This window comes from Streptomyces sp. NPDC051173 (genome assembly GCF_040689515.1).
Classification (GTDB): Bacteria; Actinomycetota; Actinomycetes; order Streptomycetales; family Streptomycetaceae; genus Streptomyces.
On sequence record NZ_JBFBBD010000013.1, the window covers coordinates 52,755 to 75,549 of the forward strand.

Sequence of the window (22,795 nt, forward strand, 5' to 3'; positions counted from 1 at the left end):
GCGCCACTTACGGAAGTCCGTTCCCATGGCCGTGCCCAAGCGGAAGATGTCCGCTTCAACACCCGCCACCGCCGCACCCGGTGGAAGGCGAGTGCACCCCAGCTGGTGCCGGTCAGCGTCGAAGACACCGTGCTCCCAGGCCGTGCCCGATGGGTCGGTGACCACCTGGATCGGGGATCGTTCACGACCGTCAGCGGTCGGCGCTCTCGTACAGCACCGGAGCCAGCGGCAGCAGGACCGTGCCGGCCCGGCTGCCGGCCGACACGCAGGACACGCTCCGTCGCCCCGGCCTCGGCGGACGACGGTGAACTCACGTGACCAGTGAGTGGACTCGGCACCGCGGCCGTGTTCGAACCGTGCTACAGGCAGGGAGGGGCAGGCGCCCTTTGAGCCTGGCCAGTGAGCGCAGCGTGCGAGGCGGCAGGTGTGGTCGACACCGGGGACCCTGAGGATGCCGCAGCGGCAGCCGCGGCAGACGGTAGCCGTGCGGCGGGCTGCCTCCGCCACGGCGGAGGCAGCTTGGCGGTTGTCGCGGCGGCTCACCGGCCGTTTTCGTCGCGGGCGCGGCGCCAGGCGGCATCGGCCAGCAAACGCAGGCCGTTGAGGCCGACGATGATGGTGGAGCCCTCGTGGCCGGCGACGCCGAGCGGCAGCGGGAGGGTGCCGGCCAGGTCCCAGACGACCAGGCCGGTGATGAAGGTCCCGGCGATGACCAGGTTCTGCACCACCAGCTCGCGGGCTCGTCGCGAGAGGCTGACGACGGCGGGGATGGTGGCCAGTTCGTCGCGGACGACGACGGCGTCGGCGGTTTCCAGGGCGAGGTCGGAACCGGCGCGGCCCATGGCGATACCGGTGTGGGCGGCGGCCAGCGCCGGGGCGTCGTTGACGCCGTCCCCGACCACCAGCACCTTCCGGCCCGCCTGTTCCATCTCCCGCACGGCGCCGACCTTGTCCTGCGGCAGGAGGCCGGCGCGGACGTCGGTGATACCGACCTCGTCGGCAAGGCGTGCGGCGGCGCGTGGGTTGTCGCCGGTGACCAGCACCGGCGCGGAGCCCGTCAACACGGCGAGCGCGGTGACGGTGGCGGCGGCCTCCTCACGCAGACGGTCGGCGATCCCGAGCACGCCGACGGGGGTGCCGTCGAGCTGGACGAGTACCGCGGTACGGCCCGCCTGTTCCAGCTCCGCCGCCGCTGCGGCGGCCGGGAGGCCGTCCCGCCCGTTGAGCAGGCGTGCGGGGCTGCCCACAGCGACGGCATTGCCGTCGACGGTGGCGGTCACACCCGTGCCGGGGGCCGAGGCGAATTCGGACACCAGCGGGATCTTCAGGCTCCGGGCGCGGGCGGCGTCCACGATCGCGCGGGCCAGCGGGTGCTCACTGGGGTGCTCCGCGGCGGCCGCGAGGGTCAGCAGGGCGTCCTCGTCGAGGCCGGAGGCGGGCAGGGGGCGGATGTCGGTGACGCGTGGGGTGCCCTCGGTGAGGGTTCCGGTCTTGTCCAGCGCCACTTGGTCGACCTGACCGAGCCGCTCCATCACGACGGCGGACTTGACCAGCACGCCGTGGCGTCCGGCGTTGGCGATGGCCGACAGCAGCGGTGGCATCGTCGCGAGCACGACCGCGCATGGGGAGGCGACGATCATGAAGGTCATCGCCCGCAGCAGGCTCGGCTGCAGGGCGGCGCCGAAGAACAACGGCAGGGCGAACAGCACGATCGTGGCGGCGACCATACCGATCGAGTACCGCTGCTCGACCTTCTCGATGAACAGCTGAGTGGGGGCCTTGGTCTCGGACGCTTCCTCGACCATGGCCACGATCCGGGCGATCACCGAGTCCGAAGGGTCGCGCTCGACCTTCACCCGCAGCGCGCCGGTGCCGTTGAGAGTGCCGGCGAACACCTCGTCCCCGGACTCCTTCACGACCGGGAGGGGCTCGCCGGTGATGGTGGCCTGATCGACCTCGCTCGCCCCGTCCAGCACACGCCCGTCGGCACCGATGCGCTCGCCGGGCCGGACCAGAATCGTGTCGCCGGCCTTCAACTCCGCGCTCGGCACGGCCTCCTCGCCGCCGTCATCCGCGATGCGGGTCGCCGTGGCGGGCGCGAGGTCGAGCAGGCCGCGTACGGAGTCGGCTGTGCGGGCGGTGGCGATCGCCTCCAGAGCACCGGAGGTGGCGAAGATGACGATCAGCAGCGCACCGTCCAGCACCTGCCCGATCGCCGCCGCACCGATCGCGGCGACCACCATCAGCAGGTCCACGTCCAGGGTCTTCGCCCCGCGAACCGCTCGCCTCAATCTGGCCCTGGATCAGGACAGCCAGCAGATGGGGAAGCTGATCAGCCGAGCGCGGGGCGAGGTCCCACTCAGCGAAACACAGGTTCCGCACCCAGCGACGGACCCGGGTGAGGGCTTCCCGCAGTTGTTCCAAGGAGGCGAAGTACCAGGAGCAGTGTGCCAGGACGGCGTAGTCGAACCCGTTGTCGGGAAAGGTGACTGCCTCGTCGAGGATGTCCAAACCGAAGCGGAAGTCGATGCGGGATCCCAGCGGCGTCACCTTCAGGTGCTCCGCCGACTGCCCCAAGGTGACCGGGGTGCCGTACGAAGAGTCCGCGATGTCGACGGCGACAACCCGGCCCTGCGGGCCGACGGCCTCAGCGAGAACGGCCGTCATGTCGCCCTGCCCGCAACCGACCTCCAGGACCCTCACTCCGGCCGGGATGCCCCAGCTGGAGACGAGTGCGGCCCGGTAAAGGGTCTGGGTCAGCTGAACCTCGGGGTTCGCATCGGCTGCGGCCATAGCGGCCGCGATCGAAGGTGCCATGGCTATCAGATCGCTCTTGTTCACGGAATCCTTCGTCGTGCTCTTCAGGTGCCGTTGATCTCAAGACCGCTGCTGCTGTACAGGTCGGCGTGGGTTCGCTGATCCTCAGAGTGCGACCAGTGGCTGACGGGAGGGGCGGCCCCGTCGCCGTTGCCGCCCCGCTCCCACAGCCTCTTCAAGAGCATTGCGAAGGCCTGCACTCGCACGCGTTCAATGCCCTGGCCTCACTCAAGAAGCGCTCGGATCGCAACCTGACGCAACACGCATCAAACCAGTTCGAGCTGTGGTTCCGGTTGCCGCGCCGGTGGGACCTTCGGCTTCTCCGATTCCCAGAGTTTGGTGGTCCGTACGTAGCCGTAGATCACGGAGGCCATCGCCAGAATGAGAAGCGGTCCGAACACCCACGGGTACTCGGCCATCTCCATCGGCAGATAGCGGTACGACACCAAGAGCGCGGTGAAGACCGCTGCGCCATAAGCGACCAACTGGGTTCCCGAGCGGTCCCAGCCACGTTCGAGCGAGCGCAGAGCTGCCTCGATCATGAGCGTGAACACCACGCCGGCGATGATGTCCGTGCCGTAGTGGTAGCCGAATCCCAGCGTCGCGCCGAGCGTGGCGATCAGCCAGAAGGCGCCTGCGTATCGCAGAATTCGTGGGCCCTTGCGGGAATGGATGAAGATCGCAGTGGCCCACGCCGTGTGCAGGCTGGGCATGCAGTTGCGCGGGGTGATCTCGTCGAATGGCATATGGTGCGGCGCGTTGAGCTGCGGCGGCGTGTTCGGCCACAGGTCGGCCACCGCCCAGTGGCTGCCGTCGGCGCCGTAGGCGAAGATCGGTCCGACCACCGGGAAAATCATGTAGATACCCGGGCCGAGGAGGCCGATCACCAGAAAGGTGCGCACCAGATGATGGCGCGGGAAGCGGCGCTCGCTCGCCACCTTGCGCAGCTGGTACAGGGCGACGATGACCGCGGCCACCGCGAGCTGGATGTAGACATAGTCGAGAATGTGGTCGCCGACCGGACCGGTGGCCTTGACGATCCGGCCCACCACCCACGACGGATTTCCCAGTGCGTGATCGGCGGTCGCCACGTACTGGTCGAGCACCGTCGGACGGGTCTTCGACGTGATGAGCAGCCAGGTGTCACCGGTCTTGCGGCCGGCGACCAGAAGCAGACCCAGGCCGACGCCCTTCAGCAGCAGGATTCGTTCCCGGCCGGTGCGGCGCGTGACGGCGATGACCGCATAGCCCAGAAGCACCCACAACGCGCCGTTGCCGAACATCATCTTGGCGTCGACCGCCCACCGCACGAGCCAGAAGGCGATGTCGATACCGACCGCGATACCAGCCGCGATGAACCGCTGCCGCCAGGTGAGCACCACCATCATCAGCGCCATGCTGCCGTACAACAGCGGCCCCGATTTGGGGGCGAATATCACCTCTTTCGCCTGGTTGGTGATGGGCCCCGGCATGCCGTAGTGACGCGCGGCGATCTCCAGCATGACGAAGAAGCCGAGGGCCACCACACCCGCCATGACCCACAGCATCGTCCGCGGTTTACGCCACGCGGCGAACGCGATTCTGGAATTTATTTGCGAAAACAATCGTGAAGCTACAGATATCAATTGCTCGGCCAATTTGTCGGATGTCAGCTAATGCGTCACTCTTTGTGCTGGACAGCACGGTTTTCCGATGAAGCGGCGGGCGGTCCGGGTGATCGCCACGAGACCGAACATGTTATCGGAGCGATGCGGGTGGGTTTCGCTGGTCACGGGCGACGCAAGGCCAGTCGATCCGACCCGCGTCGATGGGCCGGCGCCTCGCGGGTGACCATGAAACTCTCGGCGCCCGGCGGGCAGGGAGGGCTTCGCGGGTTGCCCGCCCGCTGGGCTCTCTTCGAGGTCCTTCAATCCCGCCCTCGCACCACGCCGTGGACCGGGACACCGCGAGGCGGACGCCCCAGGCTCATTTGCGAGAGCCAGAAATTCGGAGCTCATGCTCCGGTCAACGATGTGCCCAGGTCCAGTGGACGCTGGAGGAGATCTCGGCGCACGTGCGGTACACGCGGCGACCGAGGACGCCGCGCAGGACACACCGGTCAAGGAGGCCCGCACTGGGCCGGCCCGCCGCAGGCCCCGAAGGGCCGGCTGGGCCTGGCGCCGGTTCCCCACTCATAGGGACGGCAGGAGCGACAGGACTGCCTCCCGCAGCCGGCCCGCGACAGTGTGCACGTCGTCATCCGTGAGCCCGGGGTGCAGTGGCAAGCACAGCGTTTCCTTCGCGGCCCGCTCGGAGACGGGCAGGCGGGGCACAGGCCCGTAGGCCGGGACCGTGTGCAGGGGGCCGTAGCGGAAGCCTGTCTGGATGCCGGCGCTGTACAGGGCGCGGGCCACCTCATCCCTGATGGCGCGGTCCACTTGGATCCAATAGAGGTAGTACGAGGAGCGGTGCCCGTCCGGAAGCGGAGGCGGCAGCCGCACGCCGTCGGCCCCGGACAGTTCGCCGTCATAGAGGCGTACGAGCTCCGCCCTACGGGAGATGAAGCCGGGCAGACGGTCCAACTGGACCGATCCGATCGCGGCAGTCAGGTCATTGCCGACGAGTCGGTAACCGATCTCCCACTGTTCGAATGTCCAGTTCTGCCATGCCGGCGCGCTGAAGCCGTCGCCGGGTTGCGCCAGACCGTGGTACACGAGACGGCGTGCCCGGCGGGCGAGATCAAGGTCGTGCACGTAAAGCATGCCGCCGTCACCGGTCACCATGATTTTCATGGCGTCGAAGCTCCAGACGCCCATGTCGCCGAAGGTGCCGACGGCCCGCCCTCCCACCGTGGACGCCACTGAGCACGCCGCGTCCTCGACGAGTGCGATGCCCCGTGTCTCGCAGAAATCCCCGAGATCCTCGATGTCGCCCGGGTACCCACCGTAATGAAGGACCAGAACCGCTTTGGTCCGGGAGGTGACGACCCGCTCGACGTCGCGCACAGTGGGGTTGAGGGAGTGCGGATCGACCTCGCAGAAGACCGGTCGGGCGCCGCGCGACAGGGTGGCGTTGGGCCCGGAGACAAAGCTCAAGGACGGCATCACGATTTCGTCGCCCTCGGTCAGCCCCAGCAACTCGAGGGCGAGAAACGTACCGGAGGTGGCCGAATTCAGAAAGATGACGTGCTCACGCGAGACCCCTAGATGGCGGGCGAACTGTTCCTCGAAGCGACGGGACTGTTCTCGGTAGCCGACCGTCCCGCTGTTGAAGACCTCCGCGACAGCGTTCAGTTCCGGGTCACCCAGCACGGGCCGGGAAAAATGAATCATATTTCCGTCCTTCGCCGTGTTTTCTGCCATGGGTCAAGCGCGCCTGCCCCGGCCGGAATCTCCTCGAAGAAGTCTCCGGCGACGGTCTCACAGCGTCCGTCGACGCCCGTCTTGACCAAGCGCTCCTCGACCAGGGGCACGGCCTTCGGGCCTTCCGGGATCGCGCCGCGAACCGTCGGGCACTCGGCGAGAACCGCGGCCGGCACGGTTCACCGGCCACCGCAGGAACTCCGGGACGTCCGGAAAGCCACCGTGCGGCGAGGGAAAACCGGTACGCAGGTGCCATACGACGCAACCCGAACATCCCTTTCCCCAAGACTCCATCAGCGTAAGGGATTTGCGGCAGCCACATGCCTACGCTTCTAGCCATTCCCAGGAAGGCAGGCCCGAAGGCCCAGGACGACTTCGGAGTCCTGGGCCTTCGGATTCTCGGGCGATGTGCCCGCATATAACGGAGGCAGAAACTCGTCGGTGCTGTACGTGGCCACAGCACGTACCCGCTGGCGCAGTGTTGACGCGCTTCGGACAGCCTTGCTAGATCTGGAACCCCCAAGCGTGCCGTACGGCACATTCCGTCTCTGCCCTCCCCCACCAGGCCCCGCGCGTACCGCAGTTGGTATCAACAACCAGTTGTGGGTCTGATTCGTGCCGGCCCGTCTGCTTCCGGTGCTCAAGGGACGGGACGCCGTCCACCAGGGCCCGGGGCCCGCCTGAGATCCGGGCTCGTCCGATCCGCACCGTCTCCTGCCCGCCACGCCCTGCAACCGGCGCCGGCGGATGCCTACGAGAAAGGCGCTCGATGACACAACAGCCCGCTCATCCCTCCCTCCCCGTATCCGACGAGGTGGGCCGGCTCTACGACCGCTACACCGACCTCGGCAGCGCCACGTTGGGAGAGAACCTGCACTTCGGCTACTGGGACAGCCCGGACAGCACCGCGCCCCTGAACGAGGCGGCCGACCGGCTGACCGATCTGATGACGGTCCGGCTGAGGATCGGCCCCGGCTCCCGCGTCCTCGACCTCGGCTGCGGCACCGGCGCTCCCGGCTGCCGCATAGCCCAACGCACCGGTGCCGACGTGACCGGCATCTCGGTGAGCCACAAGCAAGTACAGCTGGCCAACGAGCTGGCCGCCTCGCTGAACCTGCGGGACCGGGTCCGCTTCGAGCGCGCCGACGCGATGAATCCTCCCTACGCCGACGGCTCCTTCGACGCCGTCATCGCGCTGGAGTCCATCATCCACATGCCGGACCGGGCACAGGTGCTGAGCCATGTCGCCGGGTGCTGCGGCCCGGCGGACGGCTGGTCCTGACCGACTTCTTCGAGCGCGCGCCGATTCCCGACTCGGGGCGGCCGGCCGTCGAACGGTACCTTCGCGAGTTCATGATGACGATGGTCCAGGCGGAGGACTACCCGCCGCTGCTGCGCCGGTCCGGTCTGTGGTTCGAGGAGCTGACGGACATCAGCGAGCCCACCCTGCGCCGCACCTTCATCGAGCTGTCCGCCCGCATCACCGAGTCCGCCCCTGACCTGGCTGCCGACCACGGCGACGAGCTGGTCGACCAGTTCAACCCCGGCGACCTGATCGACGTCACGGAGTTCGGCCACCTGCTCGTCGTGGCGGTGCGCCCCCGGACTCCTGAAACGCAGGAGTCCGACGGCGAGAGCGCCGTCGGCGACCTCTACGACCGGATCAACGACGTGACGGCCGACGCCATGGGCGGCTTCCTGCACGGCGGTTACTGGGAGGGGCCCGACGATCCCAGCACCGACGAGGAAGCCGGCATCCGGCTGACCGACTTCGTGTCCGACCGGCTCCGGCTCACTCCCGGGGACCGGGTCCTGGACGTGGGCTGTGGCAACGGCAAGGCGACGACGCACATGGCACGGCGGCACGGTGTGAGCGTCACCGGTATCACGCTCAGTCCTCACCAGGTCCGGCAGGCGACGGATCTGGCCGCCGCGACGGGACTCGCCGGTTCCACGGATTTCCAGGTCCACGACATGCTCGCGCTGCCCTTCCCTGAAGCGTCCTTCGACGCGGCATACGCCATCGAGGCCGTCTGCCACGCCCAGAACCGTACCGACGTCTTCGCGCAACTGGCGCGGGTGCTGCGTCCGGGCGGGCTGCTGACGGTGACCGACCTCGTGCTCCTGCGCCCTCTGGAGGGCGATGACCACCGGGCCCTCATCGACGCCACGATCAAGAACTTCCACCAGGGGCCCATGCTCCTCCGCGGCGAGTACGAGGCGTGCGTGCGCGCGGCCGGCCTCGAGGTGGTCGAGTTCCTCGACATCAGCGAGTTCCTCCGACCGTCGTTCCGTGTGACCGGCCGTAATTTCGCCCGGTTCCGGGAGACACTGGAGGAACTCGTGAACGAGAGCGAGTTGCATTTCATGGTGGAGGACCTCGCCCGCTTCTCGGATATCTCGGAGCTCGGCTACGCCGTGGTGACCGCTCGCAAGCCCGGTGCCGCAGGCGGAAGGGATTGACTGATCCGGTGCTCGCCGAGACGGTGCCCACCCCTCCCACCGGTGGCCGGTGGGCGTCCGCCTCCGGCCGGCCACCGCTCTTCGGACCACCTACCGCCGATGCGGGGGCGCCCGGGCGGCCCCGGGCGGTGGGTGTGCGCACCGCCCGCAGGCCGGAGACCGGTGAGTGCGCCGCCCCCAGGGTGACCACGGTGCGGCTGCCGGCACCTGGCGAACAGGAGCGTGGCCAGGAAGCCCAGTGCGTCGCCGGGGAGTTGGGAGGCTCAAGGGGCAATGATTGTCGTGTCAATGCCAAAAGTTAACCTCCAGCATCTACCCGCGTAAACCCAGCCGGTCGCATCATGGGCCTGCGCGCCCCCGGGCGCCCCGCAAGCCCCCCACTGCCCACGCACACGACCGGAGTCCGGCATGCCCATACCCCACGCCGCCCGTCAGGCCGCCCTCTCTGCGGGCGCCCTGCTGCTGTCCTCGATATCCGTCCTGGCGGCCCCCGGAGCCGCCCAGGCCGCACCCGCCACGTACTCCCTGCTGGTCTTCCCCGACCAGGGCCGCACCGCCGTCTACGACTTCATCGGATCGGCCGCCAAGTCGGTGGACGTGACGATGTACGAGCTGCGCGACACCAAGGTCGTCAACACGCTGGTGAGCCGCAAGAAAGCTGGCGTGAAGGTCCGCGTCATCCTCGACGCCAAGCGCACCGCGGTGAACGGCGCGGCTTATCGCGCCCTCAAGTCCGCTGGTGTGAGCGTGGTCTACTCCTCGTCCGACTACGTCTTCACCCACCAGAAGACCATCACCGTGGACGCCGCCAAGTCGCTGGTCCTGACGGGGAACCTGGACTCGACGTACTACGCGAGCAGCCGCGACTACGGCGTCTTCGACACCGACGCGGCCGACGTCGCCGCCATCGAGAAGGTCTTCGCCGCGGACTACGCGAAGACCGAGGTCACCCCCGCCGACGGCGACGACCTGGTCTGGTCCCCCACCGACTCGGAGGAGCACCTGCTGGCACTGATCAACGGTGCCCAGCACTCCCTGGACCTGCAGCAGCTCGAATTCGGCGACAGCACCCTGGTGGACGCGGTGGTCGCGGCGGAGGAGCGCGGCGTCCAGGTCCGGCTGGTCGGTATGAACCCCGACAGCTACGGCAGCTACTTCGACCAGGTCAAGGAGGCCGGCGGCAAGGTCGTCACCTTCTCCTCCACCGAAGGCCTCTACATCCACGCCAAGGCGATCGTCGCCGACTACGGCACCCCGACGGCCAAGGTCTTCGCGGGGTCGGAGAACTTCTCCGACAACTCGCTCAACAACAACCGCGAGCTCGGCCTGATCGTCAACAGCCCCGATGTGCTCAACGGCATCGAGTCGACGTTCAAGACGGACTTCGCGGCGGGGACGCCGTACTGAGGTGTCTCCCGGCGCCCAGGACCCCACATCGAGAGCTTGAAGAACAAGCTCGACCGAGGGGCCCGCGGCCGCTGTTCACCCGGATCTGACCCTCCTGGGCCAAGGTGGCCACGAGCCGACCTCTTCGTGGCACGCGGAGGCCGGGCCTCCCCGCTCGACCCGGTGCACGGCACCTGATGGGGCGCTCCCTCACCCCTGATCTACGGATGGTTCATTCCGCCCCGCGCGGCCTGCCCGGCCGGCCGCGTCGAGCAGCAGTTTCGCGGCCACCGTCGCACCGTCGGTACGGATCGTGCCGGCCAGGGCCTTCGCTCGTGCGCGGGTCTCGGGGGTCAGGGCGGTGGTGAGCGCGGCCGAGAGGGAGTCGAACGCCGGAGTCGGACCGTCGTGTGCCGCGCCGATGCCCAGCTCGGCCACCCGGGACGCCCAGTACGGCTGGTCCACGATCTGAGGCACCACCACCTGAGGCGCGCCGGCCCGGGCGGCCGTCGTCGTGGTGCCCGCGCCGCCGTGGTGCACGACGGCGGCCACGCGGGCGAACAGTGTCTGCTGGTTGACCTCGCCGACGACGAGGCAGTCGTCCCGGTCGTCGATCAGGGCCAGGTCGGCCCAGCCGCGGGCGAGAAGGACACGGCGGCCCTGCGCTCGGATCGCCTCGATGGCCACCCGGGCGATGTCCTTCGGGGCATGGGCGGCCATACTGCCGAAGCCCACGTACACCGGGGGTTCGCCGGCGTTCAGGAACGCCTCCAACTCGGCCGGGAGCGGGCGTTCGTCCGGCAGGATCCACGCCCCGGTCTGCAGGAGGTCGAGCTCTGTCAGACCCCGCGACGGGCACAGCGTCGCGTCTGCTGCCAGCCATGGCCGGTCACTCAGGGCGTGGTCGCGGACGTTGTCCACCGGCGGCAGGCCGATCGCCGCCCGGTGACGGTTGAGCGCCTCGCCGTACAACGCGTTCACGCGCTGGGCGTCCTGCTCCCACAGCACCTTGAGGTCGGTCTCCTCCTGCGGGGACGGCGTGCCCGGTCGCGGACCCGGGCGGAAGCGCCGCGAGGGCTGCCCGAACGGATGGAAGCACGCGTACACGTACGGGATGCCCCGTTTCTCGGCCACGTCCCGTGCGCCGGCCGGCATCAGGCCGGTCGCCAGCAGCGCGTCGCATCCCTCGGCGACCGCGGTGAGCGTGTCGAACCGCGCGGCGACCAACTCCGGTGCGAGCCGGAAGGCGTCCTTCGCCGTCGGAGGCCTCTCGCCGGTCACCACCGAGCGCACCGACGGGCCGAGCGGCACCAGCTCGACTCCGACACCGGCCAGCAGCGCCGCGAACTCCTCGTCCGGCGGGGCGCACACCCGCGCCTCCGCGCCGAGTTCCCGCAACCGCACCGCGAGTGCGGCCAGCGGTTCGACGTCTCCGCGCGACCCCCACGTCGCCAACACCATACGCATTTCTCAATTCCCCCATTTCCGCAGGTTCCGGCTCAGGCCGACCATCCTCAGGCACGACCCGGGCCTTGTGGCAAGCCCCCTGGTGCGCTATAGGTTGAGAAGGGCAGGGAGGAAGACCTCCTTGCTTTTTCTTTTCGCCGCCCGCGCCTTTTCCTCTTGCCGCACGCTGTGGACGGACGGCCTTCTCGCGGACCCTCCCCTGAGCCGCGCCGCCTGAAAGAGCGCCCGGCAAAGGCTGTACGTCGGCCGGGTGGCCCGGCGATGGACGTCTGAGCCGATGACCGGGCCAGCCACTGCCTCAGCGGTGCCGGGCTTCGGCGGCGGTCTTGAGGTCGACGAGCCAGACATCGAGACCTGGTGCGAGGTAGGTGAGGGACGTGGCCGGGTCAGCCTCGATCTGCCGGCCGGTCCAGCTCTCCTCGGTACGGACGATGACGCCGCCCTTGACCTTGATGAAGTTCCAGACGTGGATGCCCTGGTCGATGCGCAGCCCGTCGCCGACAGCGGGTCCGCTCCAGCGGACGCACCTGTTGTGTTGGAGCTGCTGGACGGAGGAGGTGATGAAGAGGGTGGTGGCGGGAGTCGTGGGCGTGGCAGGCGCCGGGGTCGTCCACCGGAACCGTGAGCCCTTTCGCAGCGGTCCCGGGTCCAGCCGTTTCATGGAGGTGACGGACGCCTGCCAGGAGGGCCAGCCTTCGACGTCGGTGTGCAGCTTCCAGATGGTGCTCAGCGGCGCCTTGACGAAGGTTTCGGTCCGGTAGTGGATCTTGGCGGTGGGATCGATGCCCTTGCCCTGACAAGTCACCGCGCCAGCAGGCGTGGTGTGGCCGGCCGCCTCGTTCCGGCTGACGGTGGTGGCATGAGCCGGTGCGGCGACGGTGGCGCCGAGGAGCCCGGAAGCGGTCAGTGAGAGTGCGAGCAGGGCGGCACGCGGCCTGGTCCGGGGTCGGGAGGGCCACGGGGAGCCGGTGCGAGTCTGCGCGTTCGGCGAGACGGACGGGCGAGTGTCGGTCATGACTCTCCTCGTTCTTCGGCCACCACGAAAGCGTTATCAGATTTCTCGTAAGTTAGAAGCTATAACTCTCCTGTGGGAGCGTCAACAGGCAAAGTGAGACCCTCTAGCTAAGCTTCGGTGATGTCACACCGGCCGGGAAGGGGAGGCAGCTGATGACGGACCCGGGTGGGCAGAGCCCACGGGAGCGCTACCGGGCTCAGGTACGCGAAGAGATCAAACAGCACGCGTGGGAGCAGATCGCCACGGCGGGGGTGCCCGCGCTGTCGCTCAACGCGATCGCCAAGCAGATGGGCCTGAGCGGTCCCGCGCTGTACCGGTATTTCGCCGGCCGCGACGAGTTGATCACAGCGCTCGTCCGCGACGCCTACCGAAGCCTCGCCGACACCGTCCGGACGGCATTCGACTCCGGTGCCGACCTGCACGGGCTGGCCGGCGTCATCCGGGAATGGGCCCGCAGCGACCCGCAGCGGTACTTCCTCGTCTACGGCACGCCCGTCCCCGGCTACCACGCGCCCGACGACATCACCGCGATCTCGTCCGAGGTCATGACGGTGCTGCTCGAAGCCTGCGACGCGCTGTCAGTGGACAGCCCGGCGACGCCCTTCGACGTCCACCTCGAGGACCACCGCGAGTGGGCCGACGGCCATCCGGCGACAGCCGCGACGCTGCATCGCGCCCTGTCCTTCTGGAGCCGCCTGCACGGTGTGCTTTCGCTCGAACTCGCCGGCCACTTCACCGGAATGGCGTTCGACCCCGACCTGTTGATCACCGAAGAACTGAAGAGCCTGCCGCCGCGGTGACCAGCACTTCGGCGGCGACGGATCAGGGCCGCATCGCGGACTTTCTCCAAGAAGCGATGGCTCCCCCGTCGCACCGAAGCATGATCATGGCGATCTCGTGAGCGCCTTCGGCACGCACCGCGGAGGAACGCGTGCTCGATTGGCGGAGCGGGCCAGGGTGTCGGAGCCTGCGGGCCGGGTAGAGACGGCCCCTCCGTCGCGGAGGACGCTCAGTCGAGACAGAACTCGTTGCCCTCGATGTCCTGCATCACGATGCACGACTCATTGTCGTCATCGGCAAGCAGCAGTTGGACGCGTACCGCGCCGAGCGCGACCAGTCGTGTGCACTCGGCTTCGAGCGCGGCGAGGCGCTCCTCACCCACGAGCCCGGTGCCGACCCGCACGTCAAGGTGCACCCGATTCTTGACGACCTTCTCTTCGGGGACGCGCTGGAAGTACAGTCGCGGCCCCACGCCTGAGGGATCACTGCAGGAGAACGCTGCTCCCTGCTGCTCGGGCGGCAGGGAGCGATCGAAATCGGCCCAAGTGGCGAACCCCTGCGGTGCCGGCGGTACGACATACCCGAGCACCGCGCACCAAAAGCGAGCGACACGCTCAGGTTCCGCACAGTCGAAGGTGACTTGGAGCTTCCTGATCGATGACATCGGCGCACCATAGCAGAGGGACTTCGCTCATCTCCCGGCATGAATCGGCATGTTGTCGGAAACGGCGTTTTCTGGAGCCTGCCTCTCGGTCAGTGACCCGTCGTCCACGCACTGGCCTGACTCACCCTGCGGACGCCTCACTCAGCGCCGGGTCCACACGAGGAAGGCAGCAGGGGGGATACCGGCGCCTTGATCGGGCGAGGAGCCTGCGCACCGGCGGCATCCCAAAGAACGTCCCGTTTTCGCGTCGCTGCGGCTGGACCACGTTTTCGGCCGACAGGCCGACAGGCCGGCTATCCGAGCGCCAGCGGATTGGGGACAGGCAGATAGCGGGGATCGCTACCGCTGGCGCCGATCCAGCGGGAGAGGAGGTTGGCTTTGCCCGGAACCGTCGGCGCGGCCAGGAGGGTGGCGGTCGCAGGGAGGCCACGTTCTTTGTCGTACCGCTCGAACTCCCGCCGCGCGGCCGGCCACAGCGCGTCGGCGGCCCCGGGGAAGCGGTGCGCGAGGGTGCCGGCGATGTCGCCGAGGTTGTTGACGACGAGGCAGTACACGAGGCGCTGCCAGGCCGCCTCCCGAGGCAGCTCGGGGATGATCTTGGCTCCCTCGGTGTCGCGGAAGACGGCCTGGACGGGAGTGCCGTCCGCGTCCACGGCGATCAGGGTGTTCTGCAAGTGGCACTCGACCGCCACGCCGTGCCGGGCGTACGCCTCCAGCACGGGTGGGACGACCTGGCCCAGATAGGCCGACCACCAGGGCAGCGGGTCGGTAAGACGGTCGAGGGGGTTACCGTCGAAGCCGTCGGTGAGCGCGGCGGCCAGCACCACAGTGGTGTTCGGCACCAGGTGCCCCTCCAGACCGTCGCGGACCAGGACCGGGAAGGTCTCGTCGAGGCCGCGCACCGTACGGTGTCCGCGTTCGGTCAGCCAGGCCGCGGACCCTTCCATCGCCTCGAAGGCGGCGGTGAGCAACGGATCGATGCGGCGCGCCTGGCGCAGATCGTGCCGCCACATCCGCCGGATGTCATTGGTGATCTGGACCTCCAGGCTGAACTTCAGGAACAGGTCATCGGCCCGCCCCGCGCCGTCAGGTCTCCGGGGGACGTGGACCGTGCGCACCGAGGAGGTGGCTTCGGCCTGCCAGGGTGTGGTGCCCAGCCGGACGAGGCGGCCCTCGGCGAACGCCGTGCGCACGGCCGGCAGGCGGCGGGTGAGTTCGAGCTGCCAGGGATGGGCGGGCAGCAGGCGGTAGCCGGGCGGGGCCTGGCCCATTGTGTCGAGGGCGCGGGTGTCGCCGGCGTCGATCACCGCGTCCTCGCGCACGCCCAGCAGCACGAGCGGAAAGCGGGCGTACGCCTCGGGGGCGTAACGCAGCCAGGCGGCGGGCGGACCGCCGCCGCTGCGGGCCTTGGGGGCCGGATGGAAGGGGTGGCCCATCACCAGGGCCTGCTCCGAGCGCAGCCACAGGTCGTCAGGTGGCACGGCGCGGGCCCGGGCGGCGAGGATGGCCTCCACGGCCGCGCGGCTGGCGGTCATCTCGGCTACCAGGGCGGGGTTGGAGAACCCGGTGGCGGCGCGCATCTCCTGGGCGGTGAGGTCGACGAGCTCCGCGTGGCGCAGGCGGTGCCAGGCCACGCCGGTCCACAGTTCGGGCGAGGAGGGGCGGTGGCCGGTGCGCACGCGGAGCAGTCGGCCGCTGGCGCGCAGGCGGTGCACCGTCTGGCCGGTGGACGGCTCCCCGGCCGGTTCGGCGGCCTCTCGGAGCAGGCAGTTGAGCAGGGGCGCGATGGACAGGGCGTCGGCTGCTCGGGATAAGTCACGCATCGCCCTCAGTATGTGTGGAACGTGTCCGCGTGCGGTAGGACATGCGCGTGTGCGGTACCGTCGCGGAACGGGATCTGGAATGTCAACTGGCTTGCATTCGGCCGGAGTTGACCGATGCTTATCTGGCCGCGCTGCCCGGGGCGCGAGCCGCCGTGCTGGCCCGGTTGTGGCGGGGGTTGGTCCACGAGCCGCTGCCCTGGATCGCCGGCCGCGCCATCGAGCGTGACGGCATCACGCTGCTGCTGGCGGACGGGCGGCATCTGCACGGCCCGCCCTCGGACCCCTGGGCAACGGGGGTGACGGTCCCCCTCCTTGAGCTGGACAGCCACCCGTACGAGCATCCGACCCGGCTACTGAAGGCGCTGGCTGCGCCTGGCGGTGAGCGTTTCTCCGCTGAACTCGACCACAGCACCGCCTCGTTGGCGCTGTCCCGCACCGCCCCTGATTCCTATGGGCCACCCGCGGCGCCGTGGGAGTGGGAACAGCGGTCGTCCGACGGGCATCCCTACCACCCCACCTGCCGGTCCCGCCCCGGCTTCTCGGCCGCCGAGCAGCTGGCGTACGCGCCGGAGCACCGGCCGGTCGTGAGCCTGCGGCTCGCGCCGGTTTCCGGTGCCACGGTGCGCGGCCGATGGCCGACGGAACTACGCGACGGCTCGCTCACGCTGATCCCGGTGCACCCATGGCAGGCCGAGCACACCCTGGGCGGCCGGACTCTGCTTCCCGGGCCGAGGGCCCATCCGCTGCTGTCCCTGCGGACGCTCGACCTCGGACGGAACGTGCACGTCAAGACGGCGTTGAGCACCCAACTCACCTCCGCGGTACGGGACATCTCCGCGTATTCGGTGGAGAACGCCATGACCACCTCCGAGGTCGCCGCACGCGTCGCGGAACGCCTGGGTGGCCGACTGCACATCGCCCGGACCCTGTCGTCGGCCGGAGCGGGCACGCCGGATCTGGCGGCGGTCCTGCGGGAGTCCCCGTACCGGTACGCCGGGACCGGCGAGCAGGTGGTGCCCGTGGCGGAACTTCCCGCACACTTCGCACAGCTCACCCCCGGCGAACGGCAAAGCCAGATCATCGAGTTCGCGCGTCTCGCCCTCGGCGTCTGCCTGGGCCTGCTGGAACTCGGGGTGGCCTTGGAGGCGCACGGGCAGAACCTCCTCGCCGTTCTCGACCAGGAGGGCCGGGCCCGGCGACTGGTCTACCGCGACCTCGCCGACATCCGCATCAGCCCGGCCCGGCTGGCCCGCCACGGGCTCCCGCCGCCTTCGCTGACCGGCCGGCTGCTGAACGACGACCCCACCGCCCTCCGCCGCAAGGTCTTCAGCTGCCTGGTCACAGGCGCGCTGGGCCCCCTGGCCGGAAGCGCCCCGGCCCTGGGCGCGATCCTCCAGGCCGCCACCCGGGACCTCCCCCCGACCCCCGACCTGCGGGCCCTCATGACGGAGCGGCTGCCGGCCAAGGCACTGACCTTGAAGCAGCTGGCTCCGAGAAGCGAACAATGGGCACTGCTGCCCAACCCGGCCCTGCTCTGCTGAATCCAAGACGCGTCCGACGGGTCGCCCCGGAGGCCGCACTTGCCGGTCAGGTGCTCGCGGCGGTGGTCGGCCGTTGGTGGCCGCACTCGATCTCGTTGCCGTCGACGTCCGCGACGTAGCCATGGTGTCCCATGAAGTGCACCGTCACCGAGCCGGGCCGATACTCCACCTCGAAAGGCTCGTTGCCGTGCGTCGTCCCGGACCACGGAGGGCCGTCCGCGGACCCGAACGTCCAGACCACGAAGGTCTCGCCGGGCGACAGCCAATGATCACTTCCATACGGCTCCAGGAACAGCTCCAGCAGTTCTTCGCCTTTGTTGTGGACCCGCAGCCGTGCCACCGGCATTCCCTCGACGGCCATCGGCCCTCCTCGATCAAGATGTCGCCTCGCGGTGAACAGTACCCGGGCCGGTCAGGCACATGGGCTTCCGTCACGACGCCAGAAGGCTCGCCGCGGCCTCGCGCAGTGTCGCCTTGATGGCGCGGGGGTCGTCGAGATAGCCGCCGACCATGGCTCCGTCCCGCAGGACGACCAAGGCGCGGGCCACGCGCTCCGAATCGGGGTGGCCGGCGTCGCCGACCACGGCGCGCAGCACGCCGTGGAACCAGCGGCGGTGTTCGACGATGCGGACGCGTACCTCATGCGCGGGGTCGGGGTATTCCGCGGCGGCGTTGAGGAAGCCGCAGCCGCGGAACCCCGGCCGGCAGAGGTCGTCGCCGATCATGTCCATGATGGCGAGTAGGGCGTCCCGGCCCTGATGACCGTCGAGAACGGCGGCCACGGCGTCCTTCGCCCTCGCTCCGCGGGCCTCCAGGTAGGCGACGACCAGCCCGTCCTTGCTGGAGAAGTGGCGGTAGAAGGTCGCCCTGGTGACCCCCGCCTCCGTGACCAGCTGCTCCACGCCCACGGCATGGATGCCCTGCGTGTAGAACAGCCGCCCCGCGGTGTCCAGCAGGCGTTTCCTGGGGTGGGTTCTCTCGGTGGCTCCCGTCATGGGCACAGCGTAGGGAGGGACGGGCCGCCCCGTGCGGTCAGGGGCGGGACTTCGCGGGCACGCACTCGTACGTGGTGACCAGAGGTTTCGTCTCGTCGACGACGTAGGTGGACAGCATCATCGTGGTCACCGTGCCGACGTTGCGGGCGTTGTGGATGGCCTCGGACGGGATGAAGAAGGGGTCTCCGGTGCGCAGCCGCAGGACGTGGCCGTCGTCGAACACCATCAGCACGTCGCCGCGGACGATGTAGCCGACCTCCACCCCGGGGTGGCTGTGCCGGCCGGACTCCTTGCCTCTGGGGATCTCCACCAGGGTCTGGACGGTTTCCCAGCCCTTGGCGGGTGAGGGGTGGCGTTGGAGCACGGTCCGGGTGACTCCGGAGGTCGGGCCCGTGGGATCCGCGGCTCCTATGGCGTCGGCGTGGTGGGCGGGTTGATGAGGGTGAGCGTGGGTCTCGTGGCCAGTGGCCGCCGCGGCCGCGGTCGTCGAGGCGAGGGCGGACGTGGCGAGGGCGCCGACGGTGGCGGCGCTTCCGTTACGGATCAGAGTGCGGCGGTCGATCATCGTGGAGCTCCGTTCTGGAGGTCTTCCAAGGAAGAACGATCGTTCTTTCTACCTCGATAGAGTGCCGTCCTGCCGCGAGGGAGCGCAAGGGGGAAGCACATCTTTTCTCAACGACTCCGAAGGTCAAGCACCCCTGGTGTGCGACGACTTGACATCCATCACCTGTTTGACCGGTGACGCACGCTGTGCCACAGTCGTCTCGCGCACCGACCGAGGTCCTCGGGGCCGGTGTGCGCGTGGGATCTCCTGCGAGGCGCGTAGCTCCGGGCTGAACGGCTATGTCGAGTACAAGACCGTCACGATCTGACGGCCCGGCACGGGGCGGATCACAAGGCCGGACAGCTCCTCAGCGCCGGCCCCGGGACCTCCTCTCGGCCTGGGATCCCAGCGGGAGAGGATCGCGCCATGGACATCCGGCAGCTCGAGTACTTCCTGGCCATCGTCGACGAGGGCGGCTTCCACCGGGCCGCCTCGGCCCTCTACGTGTCACAGCCCGCCCTCTCCCAGGCCGTCCGGTCCCTGGAACGCGACCTGGGTGGCGCACTGTTCCACCGCATAGGCCGCCGTGCCGTCCTCACCGAGGCGGGCCGGGCGCTCATCGAGCCGGCCAGAGCGGCGGTCCGCAGTCTTCGGACGGCGCGTGCCAGCGTGGCGGCAGTGCACGAGCTCAAGGAAGGCCGGCTGGACATGGCCGTCATGCCGTCCCAGGCGGTGGAGCCCCTGACCGCCATGGTCCGGGACTTCAGTGACCGCTGGCCCGGGGTGACCGTCGCGATCAAGGCTGCCTTCACATCGCAGGAGGTCGTCGGCATGGTCAGGACCGGAGTGGCCGAGCTGGGACTGCTCGCCGTACCGGGGCCGCTGCCCGGCAAGGACGTGACCGCGCACCTGGTGGAGGAGCAGCGTTTCGTACTGCTGACCCCGCCCGACGGGCCGTTCGCCGGCCGACGGTCATTGAGCCGCGAGGAGTTGTCCGGATGCCGGCTCATCGTCGGGCAACAGGGCACCGGTATGCGGTCGTACGTGGAGGGCCTTCGTGAGGGCGGCGTCGCGTTGTCGATCGCGGCCGAGACCGAGCACCGGGTCGCCATTCTCCCGCTGGTACTGGCCGGTGTGGGGCTGGCGGTGGTGACGGAGTCCTGGAGAGCCCTCGCCGAGCGGGCCGGCGCCCGGGTGCTCGACCTTGTGCCAAGGAGCGCGCTCAGCGTCGGCCTGATCAGCCGCAGGGCGGAACTCTCCCCGGCGGCCAGCGCGTTCCTGCGCACCTCACTGCACCGGCGGCCCGCCTGATAAGCGGTCCTTATCAAGGAGATCGGCACCGCGACTTGGACGGCACGGCGGGCCGGTTGCTGAAATCGACGTATGACGAACCACCGCATCGCCCTGATCCCCGGTGACGGCATCGGAGCCGAAGTGCTGCCCCCGGCCCGGCACATCCTGGACGCCGTGGGGCGCCGCCACGGCATCGCCTTCCGCTACACCTCCTATGACGACTGGTCCTGTGAACGGTACCGGCGCGAGGGGGCGATGATGCCCGGGGACGGCCTTGACCAACTACGCGACAAGGATGCCATCCTGCTCGGCGCCGTCGGCCACCCCGGTGTGCCCGACCACGTATCGCTGTGGGGACTGCTGATCCCGATCCGGCGCGGCTTCCGGCAGTATGTGAACCTGCGGCCGGTCCGCGTCTTCGACGGCATCGAGAGCCCCGTACGCGGAGCCGTGTCCGGTGAGGTCGACCTCGTCGTGGTGCGCGAGAACGTGGAAGGCGAGTACAGCGAGGCGGGAGGCCGGATCAACCACGGCCTCCCCGAGGAAATGGCCGTGCAGGAGTCGGTGTTCACGCGCGCCGGTGTCGTGCGGGTCCTGGACTACGCCTTCGGGCTGGCCGCCGCCCGCGGCGGACGGGTCACCTCGGCCACCAAGTCCAACGGCATCGTGCACACGATGCCGTTCTGGGACGAGCTGGTCGCCGAACGTGCCGCGGCACACCCCGGCGTGGCCTGGGAGCAGGAGCACATCGACGCGCTGGCCGCCAAGTTCGTGCTGGATCCGTCCCGCTTCGACGTGGTGGTGGGCTCCAATCTCTTCGGTGACATCCTCAGCGACCTGGCCGCCGCCGTGGCCGGTTCCATCGGCATCGCACCGGCCGCCAACCTCAACCCCGAGCGGGAGTTCCCCTCGATGTTCGAGCCGGTCCACGGTTCGGCCCCGGACATCGCCGGCCGTGGCATCGCCAATCCGCTCGGGGCGATCTGGTCGGCCGCCATGATGCTCGACCACCTCGGCCACCCCGAGGCGGCGAAGGACGTCACCGACGCCATCGCGTCGGTGCTCGCCAAGTCCGACGTCCGGACCCCGGATCTCGGCGGGTCGGCGACCACGGGCCAGTTCACGGAGAAACTCCTCACGCTCCTCTGAACCGCTGGGAGCCCGACTGAACCGCGTGTCCCGGGCGGGGGCGGCCGCCCGCCGGGATCACCTGGCGTCCCGCCCTGTGCCTGTCCACCGACGAGGAGGAACGCCGTGGCAGCCCCCTCTCCCCCCGCACCCTCACAGCCCGTGGCGCACTCCAGGCCCTGGTACCGACAGCTCTACGTCCACGTCCTGGCCGCCATCGTCACCGGCGCCCTCACCGGCCGGCTGTGGCCCTCGGTGGGCGCCGCCATGGAGCCGGTCGGCACCACCTTCGTCGCCGCCGTGAAGATGCTCATCACCCCGATCGTCTTCCTGACCGTCGTAGTCGGCATCGGCAGCGCGGACAGCCTCGGCCGGGTCGGCCGGGTGGGACTCAAGTCGCTGGCCTACTTCCAGGCCGGCACCCTGGCCGCACTGACCGTGGGCCTGGTCGCCGCCAACGCCTTCCGGCCCGGCGCCGGGGTCCACGCCCACCCCGGCGACCTGCGGCTCGGAGGCGACGCGGCACGGTACGTGAAGGCGGCGGAGGGACAGAGCCACTGGCACTTCCTCACCGACCTGGTGCCCTCCAGCCCGGTCGGAGCCTTCACCGACGGCAACATCCTCCAAGTGCTGTTCTTCTCGGTGCTGTTCGGCATCGCCCTCAAGGCCGTGGGCCCCGTCGGCGAACCGCTCGTGGACGGCGCCAACCGCCTCAGCGCGGTGATCTTCAAGATCCTGCACTACGTCATGCTCGCCGCCCCCGTGGGAGCGTTCGGCGCCATGGCCTTCACCGTCGGCGAGTACGGGGTCTCCACCCTCGTCGGCCTCGGCCGGCTCGTATCGCTCTGCTACGGCACCTCGGCGTTCTTCGTCATCGTCGTCCTCGGCGGTGTGACCGCGCTGCTCCGGATCAACGTCTTCCGCCTGCTGCGCTATCTGCGCGAGGAGTTCCTGCTCGTGGTGGGAACCTCGTCCTCCGAGAGCGCCCTGCCCGGCCTCATGCTCAAACTCGAAGGGCTCGGCGTCCGCCGCGACATCGTCGGCCTGACCGTGCCCACCGGATACTCCTTCAACCTCGACGGAAGCTCCATCTACCTCTCCCTGGCGGCCCTTTACATCGCCCAGGCCACCGACACCCCGCTGGATCCGGGCCGGCAGTGCGGCCTCCTCACCGTCATGATCCTCACATCGAAGGGCTCCGGAGGCGTCACGGGCGCCGGTTTCATCGCGCTGGCCGCCACCCTCACCAGTGTGGGGACCGTGCCTGCCGCCGGCATCATGCTGATCTTCGGGGTCGACAAGTTCCTGTCCGAGTGCCGGGCCCTGACCAACCTGGTGGGCAACGGCGTCGCCACCCTTGTCGTCGCCCGGTGGGAGGGCGCCTTCGACGCCGACCGAGCCCGCCAAGTCCTGCGCGGCGAACGGCCTCCCGTCGAAGCGGCCGCCTCCGTACGTTCCGGTGAGCCGGGCGACGACCGCGCGGCACCGGCGTTCACCGAGCCCTGACCCGGCGCGGCGACCCGTACCCGGGCGACCGC

19 protein-coding genes and 2 pseudogenes are annotated in these 22,795 nt (G+C 69.4%); 9 read left to right on the forward strand and 12 right to left on the reverse strand.

The genetic code is table 11. The features are described from left to right. Positions 1-25: 25 nt before the first annotated feature. Positions 26-123 (forward strand): annotated as a pseudogene (rpmF, locus tag AB0435_RS10650) (50S ribosomal protein L32); the annotation flags it as partial. A 416-nt stretch (positions 124-539) separates the two neighbouring features. Here rpmF and AB0435_RS10655 read toward each other — a convergent pair. From AB0435_RS10655 to AB0435_RS10675, 5 genes and pseudogenes are all read right to left on the reverse strand, one after another. After that, positions 540-2,243 carry a heavy metal translocating P-type ATPase gene (locus AB0435_RS10655; protein ID WP_366426725.1) on the reverse strand — a complete coding sequence of 568 codons (1,704 nt, stop codon included), beginning with the start codon at positions 2,241-2,243 and terminating at the stop codon, positions 540-542. A gap of 25 nt (positions 2,244-2,268) precedes the next feature. Beyond that, positions 2,269-2,841 (reverse strand): annotated as a pseudogene (locus AB0435_RS10660) (class I SAM-dependent methyltransferase); the annotation flags it as partial. Between the two features lie 20 nt (positions 2,842-2,861). Further along, entirely contained in the window at positions 2,862-3,002 is a 141-nt protein-coding gene (locus AB0435_RS10665) for a hypothetical protein (protein ID WP_366002845.1), read from the reverse strand. An 81-nt stretch (positions 3,003-3,083) separates the two neighbouring features. Then, complete coding sequence (locus AB0435_RS10670; protein WP_366002846.1) at positions 3,084-4,364, reverse strand: phosphatase PAP2 family protein; 1,281 nt, start codon at positions 4,362-4,364, stop codon at positions 3,084-3,086. 624 nt (positions 4,365-4,988) lie between these two features. Beyond that, on the reverse strand, positions 4,989-6,158 hold the full coding sequence (locus tag AB0435_RS10675; protein WP_366426696.1) for a DegT/DnrJ/EryC1/StrS family aminotransferase: 1,170 nt from the start codon (positions 6,156-6,158) through the stop codon (positions 4,989-4,991). Positions 6,159-6,927: 769 nt separating this feature from the next. Here AB0435_RS10675 and AB0435_RS10680 point away from each other — a divergent pair. From AB0435_RS10680 to AB0435_RS10690, 3 genes are all read left to right on the forward strand, one after another. After that, on the forward strand, positions 6,928-7,440 hold the full coding sequence (locus AB0435_RS10680) for a methyltransferase domain-containing protein (protein WP_366426697.1): 513 nt from the start codon (positions 6,928-6,930) through the stop codon (positions 7,438-7,440). 71 nt (positions 7,441-7,511) lie between these two features. Then, positions 7,512-8,621 carry a methyltransferase domain-containing protein gene (locus tag AB0435_RS10685; RefSeq protein WP_366426698.1) on the forward strand — a complete coding sequence of 370 codons (1,110 nt, stop codon included), beginning with the start codon at positions 7,512-7,514 and terminating at the stop codon, positions 8,619-8,621. 408 nt (positions 8,622-9,029) lie between these two features. Next, complete coding sequence (locus AB0435_RS10690; protein WP_366426699.1) at positions 9,030-10,028, forward strand: phospholipase D-like domain-containing protein; 999 nt, start codon at positions 9,030-9,032, stop codon at positions 10,026-10,028. A 189-nt stretch (positions 10,029-10,217) separates the two neighbouring features. Here AB0435_RS10690 and AB0435_RS10695 read toward each other — a convergent pair whose 3' ends face one another. Further along, a complete protein-coding gene (locus AB0435_RS10695) occupies positions 10,218-11,474 on the reverse strand; it encodes a glycosyltransferase (protein WP_366426700.1) in 1,257 nt (418 codons plus the stop codon). 298 nt (positions 11,475-11,772) lie between these two features. Further along, positions 11,773-12,489 (reverse strand): SRPBCC family protein, encoded by a 717-nt coding sequence (locus tag AB0435_RS10700; protein WP_366426701.1) that lies wholly within the window; start codon positions 12,487-12,489, stop codon positions 11,773-11,775. 152 nt (positions 12,490-12,641) lie between these two features. Here AB0435_RS10700 and AB0435_RS10705 point away from each other — a divergent pair, with 152 nt between their 5' ends. Continuing rightward, positions 12,642-13,289, forward strand: a complete 648-nt coding sequence (locus tag AB0435_RS10705) for a TetR/AcrR family transcriptional regulator (RefSeq protein ID WP_366426702.1) — start codon at positions 12,642-12,644, stop codon at positions 13,287-13,289. 209 nt (positions 13,290-13,498) lie between these two features. On the opposite strand, the gene AB0435_RS10710 is transcribed toward AB0435_RS10705, so the two are convergent. Both AB0435_RS10710 and AB0435_RS10715 read right to left on the reverse strand, forming a co-directional pair. Next, on the reverse strand, positions 13,499-13,933 hold the full coding sequence (locus AB0435_RS10710) for a VOC family protein (protein ID WP_366002855.1): 435 nt from the start codon (positions 13,931-13,933) through the stop codon (positions 13,499-13,501). Between the two features lie 293 nt (positions 13,934-14,226). Beyond that, positions 14,227-15,756, reverse strand: a complete 1,530-nt coding sequence (locus tag AB0435_RS10715; protein ID WP_366426703.1) for an IucA/IucC family protein — start codon at positions 15,754-15,756, stop codon at positions 14,227-14,229. A 41-nt stretch (positions 15,757-15,797) separates the two neighbouring features. Here AB0435_RS10715 and AB0435_RS10720 point away from each other — a divergent pair, with 41 nt between their 5' ends. After that, entirely contained in the window at positions 15,798-17,297 is a 1,500-nt protein-coding gene (locus AB0435_RS10720) for an IucA/IucC family siderophore biosynthesis protein (RefSeq protein ID WP_366002857.1), read from the forward strand. A gap of 46 nt (positions 17,298-17,343) precedes the next feature. On the opposite strand, the gene AB0435_RS10725 is transcribed toward AB0435_RS10720, so the two are convergent. The 3 genes from AB0435_RS10725 to AB0435_RS10735 all read right to left on the reverse strand — a co-directional run bounded on the left by AB0435_RS10725 (position 17,344) and on the right by AB0435_RS10735 (position 18,857). Beyond that, positions 17,344-17,658, reverse strand: a complete 315-nt coding sequence (locus AB0435_RS10725) for a hypothetical protein (RefSeq protein ID WP_366002858.1) — start codon at positions 17,656-17,658, stop codon at positions 17,344-17,346. A 70-nt stretch (positions 17,659-17,728) separates the two neighbouring features. Continuing rightward, positions 17,729-18,292 carry a TetR/AcrR family transcriptional regulator gene (locus AB0435_RS10730; protein ID WP_366002859.1) on the reverse strand — a complete coding sequence of 188 codons (564 nt, stop codon included), beginning with the start codon at positions 18,290-18,292 and terminating at the stop codon, positions 17,729-17,731. Positions 18,293-18,329: 37 nt separating this feature from the next. Next, positions 18,330-18,857: a cupin domain-containing protein gene (locus AB0435_RS10735; RefSeq protein WP_366002860.1), complete on the reverse strand. Its 528-nt coding sequence runs from the start codon at positions 18,855-18,857 to the stop codon at positions 18,330-18,332. Between the two features lie 405 nt (positions 18,858-19,262). Here AB0435_RS10735 and AB0435_RS10740 point away from each other — a divergent pair, with 405 nt between their 5' ends. From AB0435_RS10740 to dctA, 3 genes are all read left to right on the forward strand, one after another. Continuing rightward, positions 19,263-20,147 carry a LysR family transcriptional regulator gene (locus tag AB0435_RS10740; RefSeq protein ID WP_366002861.1) on the forward strand — a complete coding sequence of 295 codons (885 nt, stop codon included), beginning with the start codon at positions 19,263-19,265 and terminating at the stop codon, positions 20,145-20,147. Between the two features lie 72 nt (positions 20,148-20,219). After that, complete coding sequence (locus AB0435_RS10745) at positions 20,220-21,278, forward strand: tartrate dehydrogenase (protein WP_366426704.1); 1,059 nt, start codon at positions 20,220-20,222, stop codon at positions 21,276-21,278. A 141-nt stretch (positions 21,279-21,419) separates the two neighbouring features. Continuing rightward, positions 21,420-22,763 carry a C4-dicarboxylate transporter DctA gene (gene dctA, locus AB0435_RS10750; protein WP_366426705.1) on the forward strand — a complete coding sequence of 448 codons (1,344 nt, stop codon included), beginning with the start codon at positions 21,420-21,422 and terminating at the stop codon, positions 22,761-22,763. The last annotated feature ends 32 nt before the right edge of the window (positions 22,764-22,795 follow it).